The 19,389-nt window shown below is 69.8% G+C and carries 17 protein-coding genes; 7 read left to right on the top strand and 10 right to left on the bottom strand.

Annotated features, from left to right (window positions below; all coding sequences use genetic code 11):
- Positions 1-35: 35 nt before the first annotated feature.
- The 4 genes from ACFQQI_RS05255 to ACFQQI_RS05270 form a co-directional block, all read right to left on the bottom strand.
- Positions 36-644: a response regulator gene (locus ACFQQI_RS05255; RefSeq protein WP_378558963.1), complete on the bottom strand. Its 609-nt coding sequence runs from the start codon at positions 642-644 to the stop codon at positions 36-38.
- Positions 641-2,623 carry a sensor histidine kinase gene (locus tag ACFQQI_RS05260; RefSeq protein WP_378558966.1) on the bottom strand — a complete coding sequence of 661 codons (1,983 nt, stop codon included), beginning with the start codon at positions 2,621-2,623 and terminating at the stop codon, positions 641-643. The genes ACFQQI_RS05255 and ACFQQI_RS05260 overlap by 4 nt, the downstream gene beginning before the upstream one ends.
- 4 nt (positions 2,624-2,627) lie before the next feature.
- The gene (locus tag ACFQQI_RS05265) at positions 2,628-3,332 is read right to left on the bottom strand and encodes a hypothetical protein (RefSeq protein ID WP_378558968.1); all 705 of its coding nucleotides are present in this window, start codon (positions 3,330-3,332) and stop codon (positions 2,628-2,630) included.
- Between the two features lie 368 nt (positions 3,333-3,700).
- Positions 3,701-4,111 (bottom strand): hypothetical protein, encoded by a 411-nt coding sequence (locus ACFQQI_RS05270; protein ID WP_378558971.1) that lies wholly within the window; start codon positions 4,109-4,111, stop codon positions 3,701-3,703.
- A 263-nt stretch (positions 4,112-4,374) separates the two neighbouring features.
- Between ACFQQI_RS05270 and ACFQQI_RS05275 the strand changes: the two genes are divergently transcribed.
- Together ACFQQI_RS05275 and ACFQQI_RS05280 are read left to right on the top strand one after the other, a co-directional pair.
- A complete protein-coding gene (locus ACFQQI_RS05275) occupies positions 4,375-6,030 on the top strand; it encodes an FAD-dependent oxidoreductase (RefSeq protein ID WP_378558974.1) in 1,656 nt (551 codons plus the stop codon).
- A gap of 10 nt (positions 6,031-6,040) precedes the next feature.
- The gene (locus ACFQQI_RS05280; RefSeq protein WP_378558977.1) at positions 6,041-7,423 is read left to right on the top strand and encodes a sensor histidine kinase; all 1,383 of its coding nucleotides are present in this window, start codon (positions 6,041-6,043) and stop codon (positions 7,421-7,423) included.
- A 296-nt stretch (positions 7,424-7,719) separates the two neighbouring features.
- Here the strand turns inward: ACFQQI_RS05280 and ACFQQI_RS05285 are convergent, their stop codons facing one another.
- Positions 7,720-9,885, bottom strand: a complete 2,166-nt coding sequence (locus ACFQQI_RS05285; RefSeq protein ID WP_378558980.1) for an MMPL family transporter — start codon at positions 9,883-9,885, stop codon at positions 7,720-7,722.
- Between the two features lie 312 nt (positions 9,886-10,197).
- On the opposite strand from ACFQQI_RS05285, the gene ACFQQI_RS05290 reads away from it, so the two are divergent.
- From ACFQQI_RS05290 to ACFQQI_RS05310, 5 genes are all read left to right on the top strand, one after another.
- Positions 10,198-10,425 (top strand): hypothetical protein, encoded by a 228-nt coding sequence (locus ACFQQI_RS05290; RefSeq protein ID WP_378558982.1) that lies wholly within the window; start codon positions 10,198-10,200, stop codon positions 10,423-10,425.
- On the top strand, positions 10,425-13,166 hold the full coding sequence (locus ACFQQI_RS05295) for a LuxR C-terminal-related transcriptional regulator (protein ID WP_378558985.1): 2,742 nt from the start codon (positions 10,425-10,427) through the stop codon (positions 13,164-13,166). Before ACFQQI_RS05290 ends, ACFQQI_RS05295 begins: the two co-directional genes overlap by 1 nt.
- A gap of 72 nt (positions 13,167-13,238) precedes the next feature.
- Positions 13,239-13,478 carry a hypothetical protein gene (locus tag ACFQQI_RS05300; protein WP_378558988.1) on the top strand — a complete coding sequence of 80 codons (240 nt, stop codon included), beginning with the start codon at positions 13,239-13,241 and terminating at the stop codon, positions 13,476-13,478.
- The gene (locus ACFQQI_RS05305) at positions 13,475-14,119 is read left to right on the top strand and encodes a DUF2306 domain-containing protein (protein WP_378558990.1); all 645 of its coding nucleotides are present in this window, start codon (positions 13,475-13,477) and stop codon (positions 14,117-14,119) included. Before ACFQQI_RS05300 ends, ACFQQI_RS05305 begins: the two co-directional genes overlap by 4 nt.
- On the top strand, positions 14,116-14,769 hold the full coding sequence (locus tag ACFQQI_RS05310; protein ID WP_378558993.1) for a hypothetical protein: 654 nt from the start codon (positions 14,116-14,118) through the stop codon (positions 14,767-14,769). Before ACFQQI_RS05305 ends, ACFQQI_RS05310 begins: the two co-directional genes overlap by 4 nt.
- A gap of 45 nt (positions 14,770-14,814) precedes the next feature.
- Here the strand turns inward: ACFQQI_RS05310 and ACFQQI_RS05315 are convergent, their stop codons facing one another.
- The 5 genes from ACFQQI_RS05315 to ACFQQI_RS05335 form a co-directional block, all read right to left on the bottom strand.
- Positions 14,815-15,363: a putative glycolipid-binding domain-containing protein gene (locus ACFQQI_RS05315; RefSeq protein ID WP_378558996.1), complete on the bottom strand. Its 549-nt coding sequence runs from the start codon at positions 15,361-15,363 to the stop codon at positions 14,815-14,817.
- 327 nt (positions 15,364-15,690) lie between these two features.
- Positions 15,691-16,311 carry an antibiotic biosynthesis monooxygenase gene (locus ACFQQI_RS05320; protein WP_378558998.1) on the bottom strand — a complete coding sequence of 207 codons (621 nt, stop codon included), beginning with the start codon at positions 16,309-16,311 and terminating at the stop codon, positions 15,691-15,693.
- 221 nt (positions 16,312-16,532) lie between these two features.
- Positions 16,533-17,156, bottom strand: coding sequence for a hypothetical protein (locus tag ACFQQI_RS05325; protein WP_378559001.1), 624 nt, complete (start codon positions 17,154-17,156; stop codon positions 16,533-16,535).
- 173 nt (positions 17,157-17,329) lie between these two features.
- A complete protein-coding gene (locus tag ACFQQI_RS05330; protein ID WP_378559003.1) occupies positions 17,330-18,274 on the bottom strand; it encodes an aminoglycoside phosphotransferase family protein in 945 nt (314 codons plus the stop codon).
- A 95-nt stretch (positions 18,275-18,369) separates the two neighbouring features.
- On the bottom strand, positions 18,370-19,320 hold the full coding sequence (locus tag ACFQQI_RS05335; protein ID WP_378559006.1) for a DUF1214 domain-containing protein: 951 nt from the start codon (positions 19,318-19,320) through the stop codon (positions 18,370-18,372).
- Positions 19,321-19,389: the final 69 nt, after the last annotated feature.

Genomic DNA, 19,389 nt, shown 5'->3' on the forward strand with positions numbered 1-19,389 from the left:
GCGTCCGCTCATGCCGATGGTCGGGCTTCCATCGGTCAGTCGAGCCCGCGCATCCTGAGCACCGCTTGGGTACGGTCACGGACCTGAAGCTTGGCCAGCACGCTGGACACGTGGTTCTGCACCGTCTTGAGGGTGAGGCCGAGTTCGCGCGCGATCTCGACATTGCTGGCTCCGCGCACGACCAGTGCGAGCACCTCGGACTCGCGGCCGGTGAGCGGTGCACCGGTCGGCTGTCCGTCGGACAAGCGACGACGGTTCACGCCGGGTCCGACCACAGCCCCGCCCATCGCGACGGTGCGGATCGCTGCGAGCACCTGTTCCTGGCCGGAGTCCTTGAGCAGGTATCCCCGGGCGCCGACCCTGAGGGCGGCGGCCACCGACGCGTCGTCGCCCTGCATGGTCAAGACCAGCACGGAGCAGTCAGGGGCTGCTGCGACGATCCGGCGGGTGGCCTCGAGGCCAGGCGTACGAGGCAGGTTGAGGTCCATGAGAACCACGTCGGGGCGTAGCTCGAGCGTGGTCCTGACCGCGGCGTCCCCGTCGACGGCCTCGCCGACGACTTCGACGTCGGGGACGGTCTCGAACAGGCTGGTCAGACCGGCGCGGAACAACGGGTGGTCATCGACGATGAGGAGCCGGATCACGTGCGGACCTCCACGTTCAGCGGCAGACGCAGCGTCACTGCCGTGCCCGCACCCGGGGTCGCGACCTCGCCGGAGCCTCCGACCTCGACGGAGCCTCCGATCTCGCCGGCGCGATCGCACATGCCGGGAATCCCCAGCCCGGTGCCGGCCTGAGCACCCCCACACCCGTCATCGACGACCACGATGACGAGCCCATCGTCGGACAACGACCCGGTCACCCGGCACCGCGACGCACGCGCGTGCCGGACGACGTTGGTCAGGGCCTCCTGCGTGATGCGGTACGCCGCCACCTCGACGGCGGCGGGCAGCTCGGGCCCCGGGCCGGGCAGGTCGACAGTGACTGCCAGCCCCGACCCGTCCGCCAGCTCTCGCCCGAGCTCGGCGATCGCTCCGAACAACCCGAGGTCGTCGACGGCCGGCGGGCGGAGACCGTCAACGATGCGCCGCACCTCCGCGACTGTCTCGGTGATGCCCGCTCGCAACCGAGCCAGACGGTCCTCGACGGACCGCCCGTCCGCCAGGAGGTTCTGGATGCCGTCGAGCTGAAACCCCAGCCCGGCGAGTGCCGGGCCGAGCCCGTCGTGCAGGTCTCCTCGCAGCCGACGCCGTTCCTGCTCCCGGGCGACCACGAGCCGTCCCTGCGCCTCACGGAGCTCGTCGACGAGGCCGGCGGCGTGCACTGCCGCGCCGATCTGGTTCGCTACCGCCGCGAGCAGCGACCGGTCGGCCGGACGCAGGATCCGACCCGACCAGCGCAGCTCACCCACCTGCCGCCCGTACGCCGTCAGGGGCAGGCGATCGGTCACCTGCGTCGCGCTACCGGTGACAGCGAGGACCCGACCGCCGGCGTCCCGGATCTCAGCGGACGAGAAGCCCAGGCCCTGGACCATCTCGTCGGTGAGCTCGTCGAGGAGTGCTGGAGAGTCGGCAGCGTCTGCCAGTCGCCGGCCGGTGTCGGCCAGCACGGTTGCTGGAGCAGCCCACCGACCGTAGGTCAGCTGATTGACCAGACCCTGGAGCCAGTCCCGCATGGGGGCGAACGCCACGGCCACCACGGCCGTTCCCGCCAGCGGGAGCCAGGCTGCGCCACTGTCCTGCAACATCACGCCCACGCCGACGACGACCAGGGCGTACACCGCCGCCAGTACGGCGGAGAGCGCGACGTAGGTCAGGGTGTGGTTCGCGGCCGACTGCACGTCGTAGAGGCGTTTCTGGAACATCGCCACGGCCACGGCCACCGGCACTGGCAGGGCCGACAGGGCGAACATCCACGGCCTCGATGCCGGCGTCGCGGCCAGCGGCAGCACCAGCAGCGGCAAGGCGAACGCGATACCGAAGGTGAGGACCTGCTGGCGGACCATGGCGTCCCCGGTCCGCCATCGCCGGATCATCCCCCGGATCACCATCACGAGCGCTGCGAAGCCCAGTGCCAGCGATCCGACCGCCAGGAGGTCGGCGATCGTCTGCAAGGACGCCGGCAGCCCGATCGGGTTGTCGACGTCCGACATCCGGTTCTCCAGAGGAACAGGTGCCACCAGCGCGGCGACGCTGAACGACACGACCGCCGCCGCCACCACTCGGGAGGCGTGGACGCTGGGCGACCGACCGTCCGGGAAGACGAGCGGCAGTGCCAACACCAGGACCAGCCAGCCGAAGCCACGGCAAGCTGTGCCCAGCACGCCGACGAGCACGGCGGCCGCCGTCGAGTCAGGAGCGTCGGTCAGCCAGGTGACTCCCCAGGCGAGCAAACCTTCGCCGACGCCCCACGCGGCTGCGCCACACAGCATGAGCCGCCCGACCGGGTGACCCGGCCGGGCGAGCTCGACAGCGGTGCCGACCGCGGCGTACGCCGCCACCGCCAGCACGATCACCAGGTCGTCGAACGCCGCGCGTGATCCCGTGACGGCAACCGCGGAGACGGCACCGGCAACCGCCAGCCCGGCCACCAGCAGCACCACGGTCACCCGGAGCACGCGCATTCGATCACCTCGGCTCAAGCGTGCCCGAACGCACGCGTTCGCGCTGCGGAACGACCGCGTCGGCGCGGTCTTCCACATGCCTCACCATGAGCACGCCCGCCCCCAGGAACCAGACCATCCAGACCAGGACGCCCCAGTCGTGCAGTTGCAGTGCGGCCAGCGGCGTCGAGGCCAACAGCGCCACCGACGTCACCGATCCGAACAGGCCCCACCACCGTCGGTGCACGCCCTCAGCCAGGGCGGCGACCGAGAAGCCGAGGGTGCTGCCGCCGAGGAGGAGGAGGCTCAGGAAGTACGCGAAGTTGCGCAGGTTGTTGATCGCCAGGGCGGCCTCGAGATCCAGACCGTGCTGCACGCCGTACATCGCGGCGGCGCCTCCCGGGAAGCCGACTGCGAACGTGACGGCGACGTACGCCGCGCCGCAGATGACTCCGGTCTGGGCAGCCCATCCTCCGAGCTCGCTGCCGCGCCCGAGCACGCGTCCGAGGAACACCAGCACCGGGATCAGCATCAGAAAGGCGACGCTCTCGATCACCCCGCCGGTGAACGAGAGTGCCATGTTGCCGTCGCCGTAGGCGTCGGCGATGCCGTCGGCGCCGTCGCTGAACAGCGCCGGCATCTCCAAGGCGAGAGAGATCGGAATCAGCACGACATGGGCGATGGCGAGCACGCCGGCCACGCGCCACAACTGTCGGGGAATGGGGTTCATCGTTGCCTCCAAGGCTGAGGGAATCGGATGCCCCAGATCCTGCGGAACGGTTCCGCCTCGCGCCTCAGGTCGGTTCCCGCCGTACCCGGGAAGATCTCCCGGGGGCACCAGCCACCTGGCGATCGCCCAGCCTGCGCGCGATCCGCATCTTGAATGTTGCGTCTGTCCGCCGCCACGGCGCCCTGATGGACGCGGTCTTCCGGCAAGGGGCCGATCTCCTCGGGCGGCTGGTCACCCAGGGGGTCAGCCGGCCTCTGTCGTGACCCTGGCAGGTCTGATGCGAGGAGGAAGGCGCGGCGAAGCGGTGGTTGATGGGCCGACAACCGCAATGGGGCCAACGTCGGCGAGTCAATCCAGGTGCAGGGTCGCTACTGTTCAGGCAGCGCGTCAGGGTCTTGCTGCTCCAGCGCCGCGCGTGCCTGCTCGCGAATCCGGTTGCCGACCACTCGGGTGAAGACCACGCTGGTCACGAGGCCAGCCATCACCACACCCCCTGCGAGGGTGCCGACCACCGCCAAGTCCTCAGGGCTCTTCATGACGACCCCGCTGAGGTAGACGATCAGCCCCACGGTCAGGAGCATGAAGCCGATCCGCTTCTCGGCCAACAGCTTCGCGTGGGTGGAGATCGCGTCGGGCTCCCCCACCGCGGCGCCCTCCTCGCCGATCTCCTCGCGCAGTTCGACGATCGACTCGGCGTTGTGGGCGTGCGAGAGGACACCCGCACCCACCAGGTCCAACGCCACCCCGCTCACGAGGAGCACCTCGGTCACCAGAGCCACAGCGCGTCCTTTCCTCCAACCGGCGCAAACCGCGCGCCTGGAGGGGTGCCCACCGGGCACTGGCGCAAAACGTCTCGCCCCCACGACGGGAGCGCACGAATCTGCGGCGTCCCGCTGGGCTGAGGCCGTGCGTCTCGTCGCCGCCTGGCGGACGCGGGGAGATGCCCAGGATGTCGTCGTCGATCGTGACCTTCGACGTCCCCAATTTTGGGATTCCTGTCCGACGGGATCACGCCGCGGTTCGGTCTATTCTCCGAGGAACCATGTCCCGGCCGACGATCCTCACTGTCGACGACGACCCGCTGGTCTCCCAAGCGGTCGCCCGGGATCTGCGCGCCCGGTACGGCGCCGACTACCGGATCGTGCGGGCCACGTCCGGCGACGAGGCCCTGGAGCTGCTCAGCCAGCTGGCGCTGCGCGACCAGCCGGTCGCGATGATCGTCACCGACCAGCGGATGCCGGAGATGACCGGCATCGAGCTGCTCGGTCTGGCCCGAATGCATGCTCCGACTGCGAAGTTCCTGCTGCTGACGGCGTACGCCGACACCGCGGTCGCGATCTCGGCGATCAACGAGATAGGGCTGGACCACTACCTCGTCAAGCCGTGGGACCCGCCGGAGGAGCGGATCTATCCCGTGGTCGACGACCTCCTGTCCGACTGGGTGGCCGAGAACCCCTCCCACGACCACGACGTGCGCGTCGTCGGGCACCGCTGGTCGGACCGCAGCTACGAGGTCAAGACCTTCCTTGCCCGCAACCACGTGCCCTACCACTGGTTCGACGTCGAGCAGGACGACGAGGGTCGACGGCTCGCAGACCTCGCCGATGCTCGCGCGACCGACCTGCCGCTGGTGCTGGTCCCCGACGGGGACACGCTGCGCTCCCCCGCGATCCTGGACCTGGCCCGCGCGCTCGGGTTGCGCACCCAGGCCGAGCAGCCGCTCTACGACGTGTGCATCGTCGGCGGCGGACCTGCCGGTCTCGCGGCGGCCGTGTACGCCGCGTCCGAAGGACTGCGCACGGTCGTGGTCGAACGTGAGGCCCCCGGCGGGCAGGCCGGCCAGAGCGCCGCGATCGAGAACTACCTCGGCTTCCCCCGGGGACTCAGTGGCTCGGACCTGACCCAGCGTGCGATCGCCCAGGTGTCCCGGTTCGGGGCCGAGATGGTGCTGGCCCGGGACGTGACCGGGCTCGAGGCCCGCGGCCCGGTCCACGCGGTCCTGATGGACGGCGCCGAGATCGAGGCACGGTCGGTGATCGTCGCGACCGGCGTCGCGTACCGCCGACTGGCCGGCGACGGCATCGACGACCTCACCGGCCGCGGCATCTACTACGGCGCAAGCGCCACGGACGCAGCGAATGTCCAGGGCGACGAGGTGTACGTCGTCGGCGCGGCCAACTCCGCCGGCCAAGCCGTCCTCAACCACGCCCGGTACGCGAAACGGGTCGTCATGGTGGTCCGCGGCGCCAACCTCGACGACAGCATGTCGCGCTACCTGGTCGACCGGATCGTCACCGCCCCCAACGTCGAGGTCCGCTGCCGTTCCGAGGTCACCGGCGCCGAGGGCAGCGACCACCTGGAGGGGCTCACGATCACGCACCGCGACACCGGCGCGTCAGCACGCGTCGACGCGAGCTGGCTGTTCGTGTTCATCGGTGCCGCACCGCGCACCGGCTGGCTCGGCGACGGAGTGGTCCGCGACGACCACGGGTTCGTGGTCACAGGCCCGGACCTGCTCCCCCGACTGCCCGCCGGCGGCTGGGCACTCCCCCGGCCGCCGTACCCGCTCGAGACCAACGTGCCCGGAGTGTTCGCCGCCGGCGACGTGCGTCTGGACTCGATGAAGCGGGTCGCCTCCGCCGTCGGCGAGGGAGCGATGTCGGTGTACCTGGTCCACCGCTACCTGGCGTCGATGTGAGGAGGCCACGATGAGCCGACCCGACCTGCTCGAGCAGCTCAGCACGTTGCAGATCTTCACCGGCCTCACCCCCGAGCAGCTGGCGGAGCTGGCCGCAGCCGGCGAGGACCTGCCCGTCGAGCCCGGCGTCGAGGTGTGGCACGAGGGCGACCACGCCGACTTCTGGTGGGTGCTTGTCGACGGCGTCATCGACCTGCACCGCCGGATCGGTCCCGAGATCGTCCGGGTCGGACGGATGGAGCCCGGCCGCTGGGCGGGTGGCTTCCGTGCATGGGACGAGGACGGCGTCTACCTCGCCAGCGGCCGGGTCGTGCTCTCCAGCCGGCTGCTGCGGATACCCGCGCTCGCATTGCGTGACCTGGTGCAGGAATGGTCCCCGCTCGGCGGGCACCTGATCGCCGGGCTGTACCACACCGCCCGCAGCATCGAGTCGACCGCGCGGCAGCGTGACGCCCTGGTCACCCTCGGAACCTTCGCAGCCGGACTCGCCCACGAGCTCAACAACCCCGCGGCCGCGGCGACCAGGGCCGTCGCGGGCCTCAACGACGCGGCCGGCACACTGCTCGCCGCACTCGGCGACCTGGCGGAGGGCCGCCTGACCCCGGAGCAGTTCGCTGCGCTCGACGCCCTGCGAAAGCGGATTCCCGGACCGGACCAGGTCCCCGACGCGCTCGCGCTCGCCGACCGGGAGGAAGAGATCGCCGACTGGCTGGAGCACCGCAAGGTGCCCGACGCATGGCAGCTCGCGCCGGTGCTGGCCGCGGCCAGGGTGGACCTGGCCTGGTGCGACGAGGCGGCCGCAGTGCTCGACGACCGGACTCTGGCACCGGGGCTGGTTTGGGTGTCGAGCACGCTGTCGGCACGAGCGCTGCTCGCCGAGATCGACGAAGCCACCCACCGGATCTCCGAGCTCGTCGACGCTGCCCGCTCCTACAGCCAGCTGGACCGGGCATCGCGTCAGCGCACCGACGTGGTGGAGGGCATCGAGTCGACGCTGACCATGCTCAGCGGCCGCCTGCGGGAGGTTCGGTTGCAGCGTGAGTACGCCGCAGACGTGCCGCCGCTTGACGCGTACGCCGGAGAGCTCAACCAGGTGTGGACCAACCTGATCGGCAACGCCGTCGATGCGATGGACGGGACCGGCCTTCTGACGATCACCACCCGGCTCGATGGCGCCGACGTGGTGGTCGAGATCGGAGACACCGGGACCGGGATGAGCCCGGAGGTCGCCGCTCGCGCGTTCGACGCGTTCTACACGACCAAGGACGTCGGCAAGGGCACCGGCCTCGGACTCGACATCGCCCGCCGGATCGTCGTCGAGCGGCACGGCGGCGCCATCGAGATCATCACCCCGGAGGTCGGCACGGTGATGCGGGTCAGGCTGCCGCTGTAGAAGTTCACCTGCCGCCCTGCAAAGCCCGCAGCCGCACGCCGCGGCGATGAACGGCCGGTCCTGTCCGAGGTCGGGAAGCTCGGGCAACGGCTTCGAGCAGAGCGCCGTGGCCTCCTCCGAAGAGATCCCCAGCGCACGCAGTACTCGCTGGGTGAAGCGGATCGCAACTCCGCTGTGGAGGAGTACGCGGACCTGCTCGGGGAGACGACGCTGGAGCCGTCCGGTGAGCCTGAAGCTTCTGCGGAGGGCCGCACACGTCGGGCGGGCCACCTGGGCCCGCCCGACTTTCGTGCGGTCTAGCTGCTCACGAGGTCGCTGGCGTGTGTCTCGGCCGGCACGGCCGCCAGCGGTCGACCGGCACCGTCAGCTTCAGCTGTGAGCTGCGGCAGGATTCGGTCGAGCCAGGCGGGGATCCACCAGTTCGCCTTGCCGAGCAGGGCCATCGTGGCGGGCACGAGCACCGTGCGGACGATGGTGGCGTCGACGAGGATGGCGGTGGCGAGTCCGAGGCCGAGCATCTTGAGTGACGGGACGGGGCTGGCGACGAAGCTGAGGAAGACCGCGACCATGATGAGCGCTGCCGAGGTGACCACGCGCCCGGTGCCGGCGAGGCCGCGGGCGACGGACTCGGTGTTGTCGCCGGTGCGCTGGTACTCCTCGCGGATGCGGGAGAGCAGGAACACCTCGTAGTCCATCGAGAGCCCGAACAGGATCGGGAACATGATGACCACGATGATGGAGGTGATCGGGGTCGGTCCGTCGAGGCCGAGCAGGGTGGCGCCCCAGCCCCACTGGAAGACCGCGACCATGACGCCGTAGGCGGCGCCGATGGAGAGCAGGTTCATGACGGCGGCCTTGAGCGGGACCGCGATGGACCGGAAGACCAGCATCAGCAGGAGGAAGGACACTGCGATGACGGCGCCGATGAACAGCGGCAGGGTCTGCGAGAGCTGGGCGTTCAGGTCGTCGGTGACCGCGGTGATGCCGGTGACGTAGCCGTTGGCGGGGATGACGTCGCGGACGTTGTCGATGGTCGTCGAGGTGTCTGGGTCGGCGGGGCCGGTGGCCGGGGTCGCGGTGAACACGACGGTGTGGCCGTTCGCGGAGGTGATGGGGTCGCTGACCGCCACGATGCCGCTGACAGCTGCGATGTCGGCCGCGACCGAGGTGACGCCGTCAGCGTCGGTCCCCGGAGCGGTGAGGTCGACGACGACGGTGAGGGGCGCATTGATGCCTTCGCCGAAACCTTCGGTGAGCAGGTCGTAGGCCTGACGGTGGGTCGTCTCCTCGGGTGCATCGCCGGCGGCGGGGAACGCGGTCTGCATCGACAGGGCCGGGGCCGCGATGGCGAACAGGAAGACGACGGAGCCGACGAGGTACGGCCACGGGCGGGCCGAGACTCGGTGACCGAAGCGCCACCAAGCGCTGTCCTCGGCAGCCTTGGCGGGCCGGTGGCGGCGGACGACGCGGCCCTTGTCGATGCGGTCCCCGAGCAGGCCGAGGAACGCGGGCAGCAGGGTGATGGCTGCGACCACGGAGGAGAACACCATGATCGCGGTCGCCAGTCCGATGGAGGTCAGGACGCCGACGCCGGTGATGGCGAGTGCCGAGGTCGCGATGACGACGGTTCCGCCGGCGAACACCACGGCCGCACCGGAGGTTCCCATCGCGGCGGAGAGAGCCCCACGGTTGTCGTTGCCGGCGGCGCGGTTCTCGCGGTACCGGGCGACGACGAACAAGGCGTAGTCGACGCCGACGCCGAGTCCGACCAGGCCGGCGACGGGGATGGCGGAGACGGACACGTTCATGAACGAGGCGAGCAGCGTGATGCCCCCGATGCCGGCGCCGACCGCGATGAGCGAGAGTCCGATGGGCAGGACCGCGGCGACGAACGTGCCGAACACGACCAGGAGGACCAGGAGGGCCACGAGGAGTCCGATGCCGACGTGGCCGGAGCTGCTGTCCTCGGAGTTCAGGAAGACCGCGTCGCCGCCGAGCTCGACTCGCACGTCGTCGGTGTCGATGCTGGTGACGCCATGGGAGAGAGTGGTGAACGCGGGCTTGCCCATCTCGCGTTCGGGGACGTCGAGGGTGAGCTCGGCGTAACCGATGCGTCCGTCGGCGGAGATGGTGCCGGCCTGGAACGGGTCGGTGACCGACGCGACGTGGTCCAGGGCGGTGACCTGGTCGAGCACGTCGGTGACTGCTGCCCGGTCGTCGGTGCCTTCAGGCGCCTCGAACACGACAACGGCCTTGCCCTTCGCGGCCTCCGCGAAGTTGTCGTCGAGCAGCTTCATCGCCCGGGCGCTCTGGCTTCCGGGTGCGGAGAAGTCGTCCGCGAAGGTGCCGCCGCCGACGGCGGCAACGAAGAAGACGGCAACGACGGCGAGCACCCAGCTCGCGATCGTGCGCCACGGGTGCCTCGCGCTGGCCATCGCCACGGCGCGGGTGATTCGGTTCATGGTCGTGCCTTTCGGGATTGTGGCCGGCTCGGCGCGTTGCAGGTCGCTGGTCCCGAGACCCGCGGCGGCGTGGTGCTGATGAACGGTGCTGATGCTCGGTGAAGTTAGGAACCGATGTGGTGAGCGGTCGTCACCACAGGTGGTGAGCGCGCTGGTGATATCCGCCGGCCGGCTCGAGGGGCGGCGCGCCCGAGCTCGCGACAACGCCGGGCGGCACGCATCGCGGCGCGCGGCACGGCAAGAGTGCGCGCGGCATCCCGGCTCCGACAATGGTCGTTGCCATTCCCGGGACTCACGCGCTGGAATGGCCTCGTGAGCACGTCGCCGGACGACGCCGGGAAGCGCGATGGTTCCTCGGTGGCCCTGGCTGCGGCGCTGGACCGGATCGGCGAGGCCGCCGAGTTCGACCCGCAGGTGCCGCACTGGTTCGTCAGCACCGGCGGCGGCTCCGCCGAGGTGCTGAGCATCTTCGGACGCCCCGACGAACGGATGCACCTCCACGACCAGTCGGACGCCGACGCGTCCGGAGGCCGGCACTGATGACCGACGCGCTGGTCGAGACGAAGCTGCTCCAGCCGCGACCGCGCCGCGAGGTCGTGCCGCGCCCACGGCTGGCCGGCCTGATGAACCGCGCGTCGCAGGCTCCGGTCACGCTGGTCTCGGCGCCGGCCGGTTTCGGCAAGACGACGCTGCTCAGCGCCTGGCTGGCTCCCGACGGCCCGGAGCCGAGTCCGGTCGCCTGGGTGTCGCTCGACGAGCGCGACCGCCAGCCCACGTCGTTCTGGACCTACGCTCTCCTCTCCTTGGACCGGGCCGTCCCCGGCTCCGGCGCGGCCGCCCTCACACTGCTGCAGTCCGGGCAGTCGCCTGTGGAGAGCGTGCTCGCCGGGGTCGTGAACGAGCTGAGCGTGCACTCGGGCGAGGTGACACTCGTCCTCGACGACTTCCACCTGGCCGACTCCGTCGAGGTCGCCACCGGGATGACGTTCCTCGTCGAGCACCTCCCGCCGCAGCTGAGGCTGGTGATCAGCACCCGGGCCGACCCCGGACTGCCGTTGCCCCGGCTGCGTGCCCGCGGCGAGCTGGTCGAGGTTCGCGCGGCCGACCTGCGCTTCACCGGCGACGAGGTGGCGACGTATCTCAACGACCTCAACGGCTTCGACCTCGCGACCAGCGATCTGGCGACGCTGGAGGCTCGGACCGAGGGTTGGGCAGCAGCGCTCCAACTCGCCGCCCTGTCTCTCCGGGACCTGAACGACCGGTCCAGGTTCATCGCCGGGTTCGCCGGTGACGACCGGTTCGTCGTCGACTACCTCGCCGACGAGGTCTTGAGCCAGCAGACCGAGGAAGTACGACGTTTCCTGCTCGACACCTCGGTCCTGGACCGGCTGACCGGTCCGCAGTGCGATGCGGTGACCACATTGCCCGCTGGCATGAGCGGGAGAGCGATGCTCGAGGCACTGGATCGGGCCAACCTGTTCCTGGTACCGCTGGACGGCAGCCGAACGTGGTACCGCTACCACCACCTCTTCGCCGACGTGCTGCGCGCGCACCTGCTCGAGGAGCGGCCCGGAGACTTCCCGCTGCTCCACGAGCGAGCGGCCGGCTGGTACCACGACGGGGGCCAGCCCGAGGCCGCGGTGCGCCATGCCCTCGCCGCCGGGAATGTGGACAGGGCCGTCGAGTTCATCGAGCTCGCGCTTCCGGAGCTGCAGCGCGGACGGCGCGAAGACGTCATCCGCCAGTGGGCCCTCGAGCTGCCCGGCGAGGTGGTGCGGCGTCGCCCGGTGCTTGCGATGGGGCTGGTCGGCGGGCTGATGTCCAGCAACGACTTCACCGGTGTCGACCTGCGGCTGCGCGATGTCGAGCGGATGCTGGCGGAGCCCGAGGACCTGGTGGTCGTCGACCCGGTCCAGCTCCCGCGCCTGCCGGCCGAGATCGAGATGTACTGGTCGGCGCTCGCGCTCATCGGCGGTGACCCGGCAGGTGCGATTGCTCGCGCTGAGCACGCCATCGCGATCGCCGCACCCGGGGACGACCTGGTCGTCGGCGCCACCGCGGCGCTGTCCGGGCTTGCCTCGTGGACCACTGGGGACATCGCCACCGCGCACCGCAGCTATGCGACCTCCGTAGCGGCACTTGCCCGGGCCGGGCACATCGCCGACGTGCTCGGCTGCTCCATCGCGATGGCCGACATGGAGCTGCGGCTGGGTCGGCTCCGCGAGGCCCGGCGAACCTTTCAGCATGCGCTCGAGCTTGCCGAGACCTCCTCCGGGCCGACGGTGATGCGGGGCACGGCCGACATGCTCGTCGGTCTCGCTCGTGTCGCCTGGTACCACAACGACCTGCCAGGGGCGGCTGAGTACCTGCGCCGCGCCGACGAGCTCGGAGAGGCGGCGGCTCTCGCGCAGAACCCGTACCGCTGGCGGGTCGGGATGGCTCGCCTGCGGGCTGCCGAGGGCGACATGACGGCCGCCCTGGAGCTCCTCGACGAGGCCGAGCGGGTCTACGTCGGAGACTATTCGCCCAACGTGCAACCCATCCACGCGACGCGGGCTCGCGTGCTCGCCGCGCGCGGCGACCTGGCCGAGGCGCGTGCCTGGGCGATGCAGCACGGCGTCGCGGCCGACGACGAGCTCAGCTATCTGCACGAGTACGAGCACATCACCCTGGCTCGGGTCTTGATGGCCGAGCACGCTGCCAGCGGGTCTCCGGAGCTGCTGCAGGAGGCGGTCGGTCTTCTGGACCGGCTGATGGTGGCCGCCGACGAGGGCGGGCGGGTCGGGTCGATGATCGAGCTGGAGGTCCTCCGGGCGGTGACGCTCCGCGGCGCCGAAGAGTCGGACCGGGCGCTCGCGGCACTCGAGCACGCGATCGAGCTCGCCGAGCCGGACAACTGGGTGCGGGTCTTCGTCGAGGCCGCGCCCGCTCTGGGTGACCTGCTCGGCGGTCTCGCGGCTCGGCAGCCGAGCTCCGGCTACGTACGACGGCTGCTCGAGGCGACCTCGGCGTCAGGAACCGACGCGGTAGTGGCGCTGGGAGCGACTCGCAGCCCGCGACCGGAGCTGCTCGACCCGTTGAGCGACCGCGAGCTCGACGTACTGCGTTTGCTGCGATCGGACCTGGACGGCCCCGCGATCGCCCGCGAGCTCGTGGTGTCTCTCAACACCGTGCGCACACACACCAAGCACATCTACACCAAGCTCGGCGTGAACAACCGGCGCGCGGCCATCAGCCGGGCGCACCAGCTCGGCCTGCTGGCCCGGCCGACCCACGGCTGAAACCACGATCACCACGGCGGTCACCACATGATGTGACGACCGCTCACCAGCCCCGTTCCTAGCGTGCCGGTCATGAGCATGCACGAACCCTGCCGCTACGAGATCCGGGTGCAAGGCCGCATCGACGAGAGATGGACGGCCTGGCTGGAGGACCTGGCGCTCGACGTCGAACCCGGTGGCGTCACCGTCCTCCGCGGACAGGTGGCCGACCAGGCCGCCCTGCACGGCGTCCTCGCGCGACTCTGCGACATCGGGGTGCCGCTCATCTCGGTGACTCCCGGGCCCGACTGTGCCACGGAGCGCGACCGATGAGCCGGCTCGTTCCTGCCGGACTCGTGGCCCTCAGCGTCGTGCCACTCGCCGCCGGAACGCTGCGGCTCGTCCAGCTCGCCGGTGGCCCCGACCTGATGCCCGCCGACGACCGCTTCACCGGCATCCCGGTCGCACTCGTCGTCCACATCCTCGGCGCGGCAACCTACGTGCTGGTCGGCGTCCTGCAGTTCATTCCGGGACTCCGCCGTCGCCACCGGGCGTGGCACCGTCGAGCCGGTCGAGTGCTGGCGGTCGCCGGTCTGCTGGTCGCCGGAGCCGCGCTGTGGCTCACGCTCTTCTACCCGCCCCAGCCCGGCACCGGACCTCTCCTCCTGGTTCTTCGACTGCTCGTGGGCTCAACCATGGGCGCCTCCCTCGTCCTCGGCGTCCAGGCAGCCCGCCGCCGCGACATCGCGACGCACCGAGCCTGGATGATCCGCGCCTACGCCCTCGCCCTCGGCGCCGGAACCCAGGTCTTCACCGAGGGCATCGGCGGCGCCGTCCTCGGCACCGGGCCCCTGGCCGGCGACCTGGCCAAGGGCACCGCCTGGGCGATCAACCTCGCCGTGGCGGAGTGGGCGATCCGCCGACCCCGCCGTACCGCATCCGTCCCCGTCACCCCGTCAGGAGCACCGGCGTGACCACCACCGCACCCCTGGCCACCACCGCGCCCGAGGCCACCTCGGCCCGCTCGATCCGAACCGATCGGCTGTTGCTCCGTGCCAGGGAATCCGTCCACCAAGCACACCCACCTGGAGAACCGATGACCGACACGACCACCAGCGGCACGACGACCAGCGCGACCACCAGCGCGACCACGCCGGCAGCCCCGCGAACGGTCCCAGGGCTGTCCGCACGCCGCCTGAATGTCATGCGGGTCGGCTACCTGTTCATGGGACTCGGGCTGGTCATCGTGAAGTGGCCGATGCTGCCCACCGCCTACACGCTGCCGCTGTACGAGAGCGTCACCCTGTGCCTGCTCGTCGCGATGTCGGTACTTGCCCTGATCGGCCTGCGCTACCCCGCCAGGCTGCTTCCCGTGCTGCTCCGGGAGTCCGCCTGGAAGGTCCTGTGGCTCTCGGTCGTCGCGCTTCCACAGGTGGTCGCCGGCGATCTCGACAGAGCGACGACCGAAGTCGCCATCAACTGCTTCTTCGGCGTTGTGGTCCTCGCTGTCGTTCCGTGGCGACACGTCTTGCGTCGCTACGTGCTCGAGCGGTCCGAACCGTGGCGGGCGGGCACCATTGGCGCAGCGGCTGGCGCAAGACCTCCTGCGCGACAACGGTTCTGAGGTGCGTCATTCGTAGCCGCGTGCAGGCACGCTCTCAGTGGGCAGCTAGGCGAATCGGACAGCGATGCCCGGGTAGTCGATGATCAACCCGCTGTCGTCATAACGCAGCACGGCCTCGAACCCACCCTCCGAGACGTACTGGAAGCTGTCGGCGTCGAGCCGGCGATAGGTCTGGTCGAGACGGCGTACGGCGAGGTCGAGCGCCTGGACGTACACCGCGGGCGCTCGGACGGTCTCATCGACAGGAAGGTGAAGTCGGTGCACCGGAAAGGTGTTGGTGCATGCCGACGACTCCAGGTCGATGTCCATCAGACCGTCGAGGTCAGACCTGGGTTGGCCGTTCACGGTCCAGCCTCCTGAACCGTCGGACGCCAACCTCACTTCGTGCGCGCCAGCAACGGTGTCGGCGCTGACGTGGACCTCGCGCGTGCGCCACTGCTCGTCGAAGCGGATGTGGTAGCGGACGGCGTACGGATGGCCGGCCTCGACCGCGGAGGTGTGGCCCCGGATCTCGCCCGGCGCGGTGTAGACGACCTCGAAGCCCTCGACTGCGTCCACGAAGCGCCACGCCGCGAAAGGCGGAAGCTGCTCCATCACGTGCACCTGCACCCTCCTCGTACAACGAGTTCACTACGCCGAACGGTGGCACACGTGACCCAGCCCGATCCGCCGCGTGCTGGCGCGTGCTCAAGTCCTGCCGCTGACGAGTGGTGCGGTCTCCGGCGGACAGGCGGGGTCTACTTCCCAGCTCTTCTCCCACCATCCGGTGGAACCCGTCTCTGCCTCTTACCTGCTGGGATGGCCGGGCGGCGACAATAGCGCGAACCGCTGGCTCCCGCCGCGTCTCTCCGCCGCGACAGACCACACTCCACCGACGGCCACTCCTCGAGGTGTGGTCGCAACCGGCCAGGTGTGGCCTCGTCAGGCCATCTCGGGCACGTGCAGGTGCGCGAAGACCATCTCCATCTCCTCGACGCTGCCGACCGTCGCGTTGAGCTCCTGGGCAGCCCGCTCCCGGATCATCTGGGCGGCACTGCGGCTGGCCTCCATGGCCTCCCGGCTGTCGAAGACCACGGTGCCGACGACCCGACCGGCGTTGCGGTCGATCATCAGGCTCGCGCTGCAGTATCCGTCCATCTCCTGGAGCCGCGGCAGCACCGCCATCCGATAGGTGTCGAGCGCCCGGTCGGCCGTGGCGGGATCGCCGCTGAGCCACGTCAGGCGTGCCCAGGCGTCCGGCGGTGCGGCGTGGTCGCGGTGCACCACGCCCACCTCCCACTGGTGGACCTCGCTGCTGCCGCCGAGGATCTCCTCCGCGCGGCTCCGAAGCGGCATCACCCGGTCGGCACTGGCCATCATGGCTTCCTCGGATGCCCACGCCGTCGTGGCGATGCAGCGGCCGGAGTCGCGGTTCACGAGCATCGACATCCCGACGCATCCGTCCATCCCGGACACGGCAGGAAAGATCTCGTCCCGTACGACGGCCATGCCGTCCTCGATCTTGGCGGGATCAGCCTGGATCTCACTGGTGCGTACGAACATGACCCGTCCCTCTCTGCTCCCGGCAGCGGCCCGACGCCGCTGCCCCACCGGTCCACGCTTCGCGCCCGCGGTGCGTGCGTCAATACCAAGACTCGGGAGAACATGACTCATCCACGCGGTCTGACCGAACGGTTCGGGATCACCCAACCGGCCTTCGCATCCGGATCTGCCGTGCGAGTGCGTTCGAGGGCGGGTCATCCGCCGCAAGCAGTCTGCCTCCGTCACGCCTTTGACAGTGGGCCGATGAGGTACGCGTCCAGCTCGACCGTCAGACCCCACATGGTGCCGCCGGCGATACCGAAGCGTGTCGACGGCGATGTGAACCGAGCCAGGTCCGCTTCCCACAGCTGCCGAGCCCTGGCGCCGACGGCTCCAGCGGTTCCCTCCTTCGTGAGTGAGGCAACGATCCCCCCGCTGTGCTTCACGACGTGTCTCCTCAAGTGCAGAGGCACCGATCCGTCAACGTGCGTGATGAGGGCCAGCAGGTAGGCAGCGCTGTCGGGAGCGAGGGCAGCCATCTTGAGTCCATCTGCCGTCAACTTGGCCAGGTTCTTCGCCCGCGACTTGGCGTTCAGGACGTCGAACGCGTACATGGCCTTCGCCTCGACCTGGAGGACGGGCGTCTCTCCTGCCAAGACCGCGATGTCTGCCCTCCGCCACTCCCTGGAGACGACGTACGAGTCGTTCAGCTCGTGTTGAAGCCGCCATGCGATCCGGTCGCGCACCGGCAACTCAGCCTTGCTGGTGAGCGCGAGGTACGCCAGTTCGTTCTCAGCGAAGTCGCTGGACAGAGATGCCAGTGTCATCGCCAGTGCGCTGACGACGGACTTCGGGCTCGCACTCATGGAACTCCTGGACCTCAAGCAGCGTCGCGGCGCTCTCACCGGTCAGACCATTCTGCAATGACTTCGACTCCGTCGGTTCCGACTTCGCCCGATCCACCCGCGTCTCAGCGCCCCGACGGGGCAGGGCTGAAGGCGGGGCACCGCCAGGAGGAAGGATGAGGTCGCTCTCGCCCTCAGCCGTTGACGGCGAGGAGGATCCGATCGACGGTCTCGACGGTGACCGGTTCGCCGATGAACTCCGCCACCCAGTCGGCGTTGCGTGTTCTTTCCTGGTCGGTGGTGGAGCTCAGCCAGCGTTCGCAGCCGACCACGGCGATGTGGCCGAGCTGGGCCACGAGCATGGTCAGGTCTCCACGGTTGGCCAGGCGGCCGGGTCCGCCGGCGTCGACATAGGCGTCGTACAAGGTGCGCATCCGGCCAGGGTCACCCACCCCGTACTCGAAGAGCGCGCAGGCAAGCTCCCCGTTCACGTCTCCGGGGCCACTGTTCTCCCAGTCCAGGGCGACCAGACCGCCTCCCGGTGTACGCCGGACGTTGTCCGCCCACAGGTCGCGGTGACACATCTGGACCCGGCGCGGCGAGGCGAGGATTCCCTCTGCCTCCAGGACGCTGGGGAGCAGGTCCGCGAGACGTTCGGCGAAGGAGGCATCTGCCCGACGTAGGCGCGCCAGCAGTTCCTGCCACGCCTCGGCGCCGATCGGGTCGACGTACCAACCGTCAACGGGATCGTCGGTGGGCACTGCGGCCGAGTGAATGGACGCCAGCACCCGTCCGAACTCGCCGGGATCGAGTCGCCGATCTTCGGGCAGCACGTCGACCCACTCGTAGACCCGCACCTGAGAGCCGCCGATGTCCGCGACCACGGCGCTGTCGACGGCACGTACGACGGCTGGCATCGGCACTCCGGCCGCACGCACCACATCCTGGTACTCCGCGTCGGACTCCGCCCCCTCGACCGAGACCGCGAAGTGCGCATGCTTGACAGCGAAACGGCCCCGCCTTGTGTCCAGCTGCCAGATCTCACCAAGACGCCCGAACGCCACGGGACCGCGCAGACATGCGCCCCCTCCCAACCCGAACTGCTCGGCGATCAGACGGGCACGCGACGGATCCAGCACGAGCCCACCGTACGTGGAGTCACCCGCGCACGGACCTCGCGAAGGTTCGTGATTCCGCCGCCTGGCGGACGCTTCGATCGGCCGAGGTCGGATGCCTAACCTGCTGCGTCGATGGCGGGAAAGGCCCATGTTCCGTTGCGGATCTCCGGACGTGGGCGATAGAGACGGACGAGATAGTTCCAGCCCTCGGTGATCGGCAGGGAGTTGCGTGCTGGGTCACCGTCTCCTCCGAACCGGACGGTGACACTCCCGTCGTCGTTCCTGGCGGCTGTGATGCTGTTGACGCTGTAGGCGCCGCGTTCGTTGGGCTCGAAGAATCCTGCCGAGTTGTAGACCGAGATGGACCAGAACCCGTCGACCGGGACATCCGCGCCGACGGTGAGCTCGTAGTCGCCGACCGGCAGCTTCGGATCGACCCCGACATAGGCGGCCTCGGAGTCCGGCAGACCACCCCAGCCGGCGGCTGTTCCGATCAGATGATGAACGGGATCGACCACGTCGCGTCGCCCGAACGTCCTCTCGAAGGCGGTCATGTCCCCGGCAAGCCCCAACAGCGCTTGGCGGGTGCGGTCGAAGCTCGCGGTCTCGTAGTCGGGCATGTGGAACGGCCGGTCGGATGCTGCGTGTATCGCGAGCTGGTCCTGCACAGTGGCGACGGCCGCGAGGTCATCGGGGTTCCGCGGATCCACCAGCGTCCGCGCGGCGACGGCGACATAGGGCGTGTCCAGTTCCTCGACGGTCAGCTCGTGGGTTCCTGGCTCATGGATGACCCGGTTGATGAAGTGGTCCTGGTTGACCACCATCACCGACAGGTAGCGCTCACCGGCATCGGGGATCGTGACCGTCGCACCTCGGGCGATGTCGACGATCGCGAAGCTGTAGAGGGTGTCCCGGTTCAGCCTGATGACGGTCTGCTTGTCCACCGGAGCGGGCTCTCGGTGGTGGAGGAGGTTGTTGACCCCACCCGCGTCCCGTTGCAGGTCGGAGAACATGCGATCGGTCTCCGCCCTGGCGAAGTTGTCCACGTTGACCTTCTGAGCTGTCACGCTCCGACTCTCGTGACCCGCCCTCGGCCGACGCTCACCCTCTTCGGGTGAATCGACAGCTCGCCCAGG

Source organism: Nocardioides sp. GCM10030259 (genome assembly GCF_042666375.1).
Taxonomy (GTDB): domain Bacteria; phylum Actinomycetota; class Actinomycetes; order Propionibacteriales; family Nocardioidaceae; genus Nocardioides.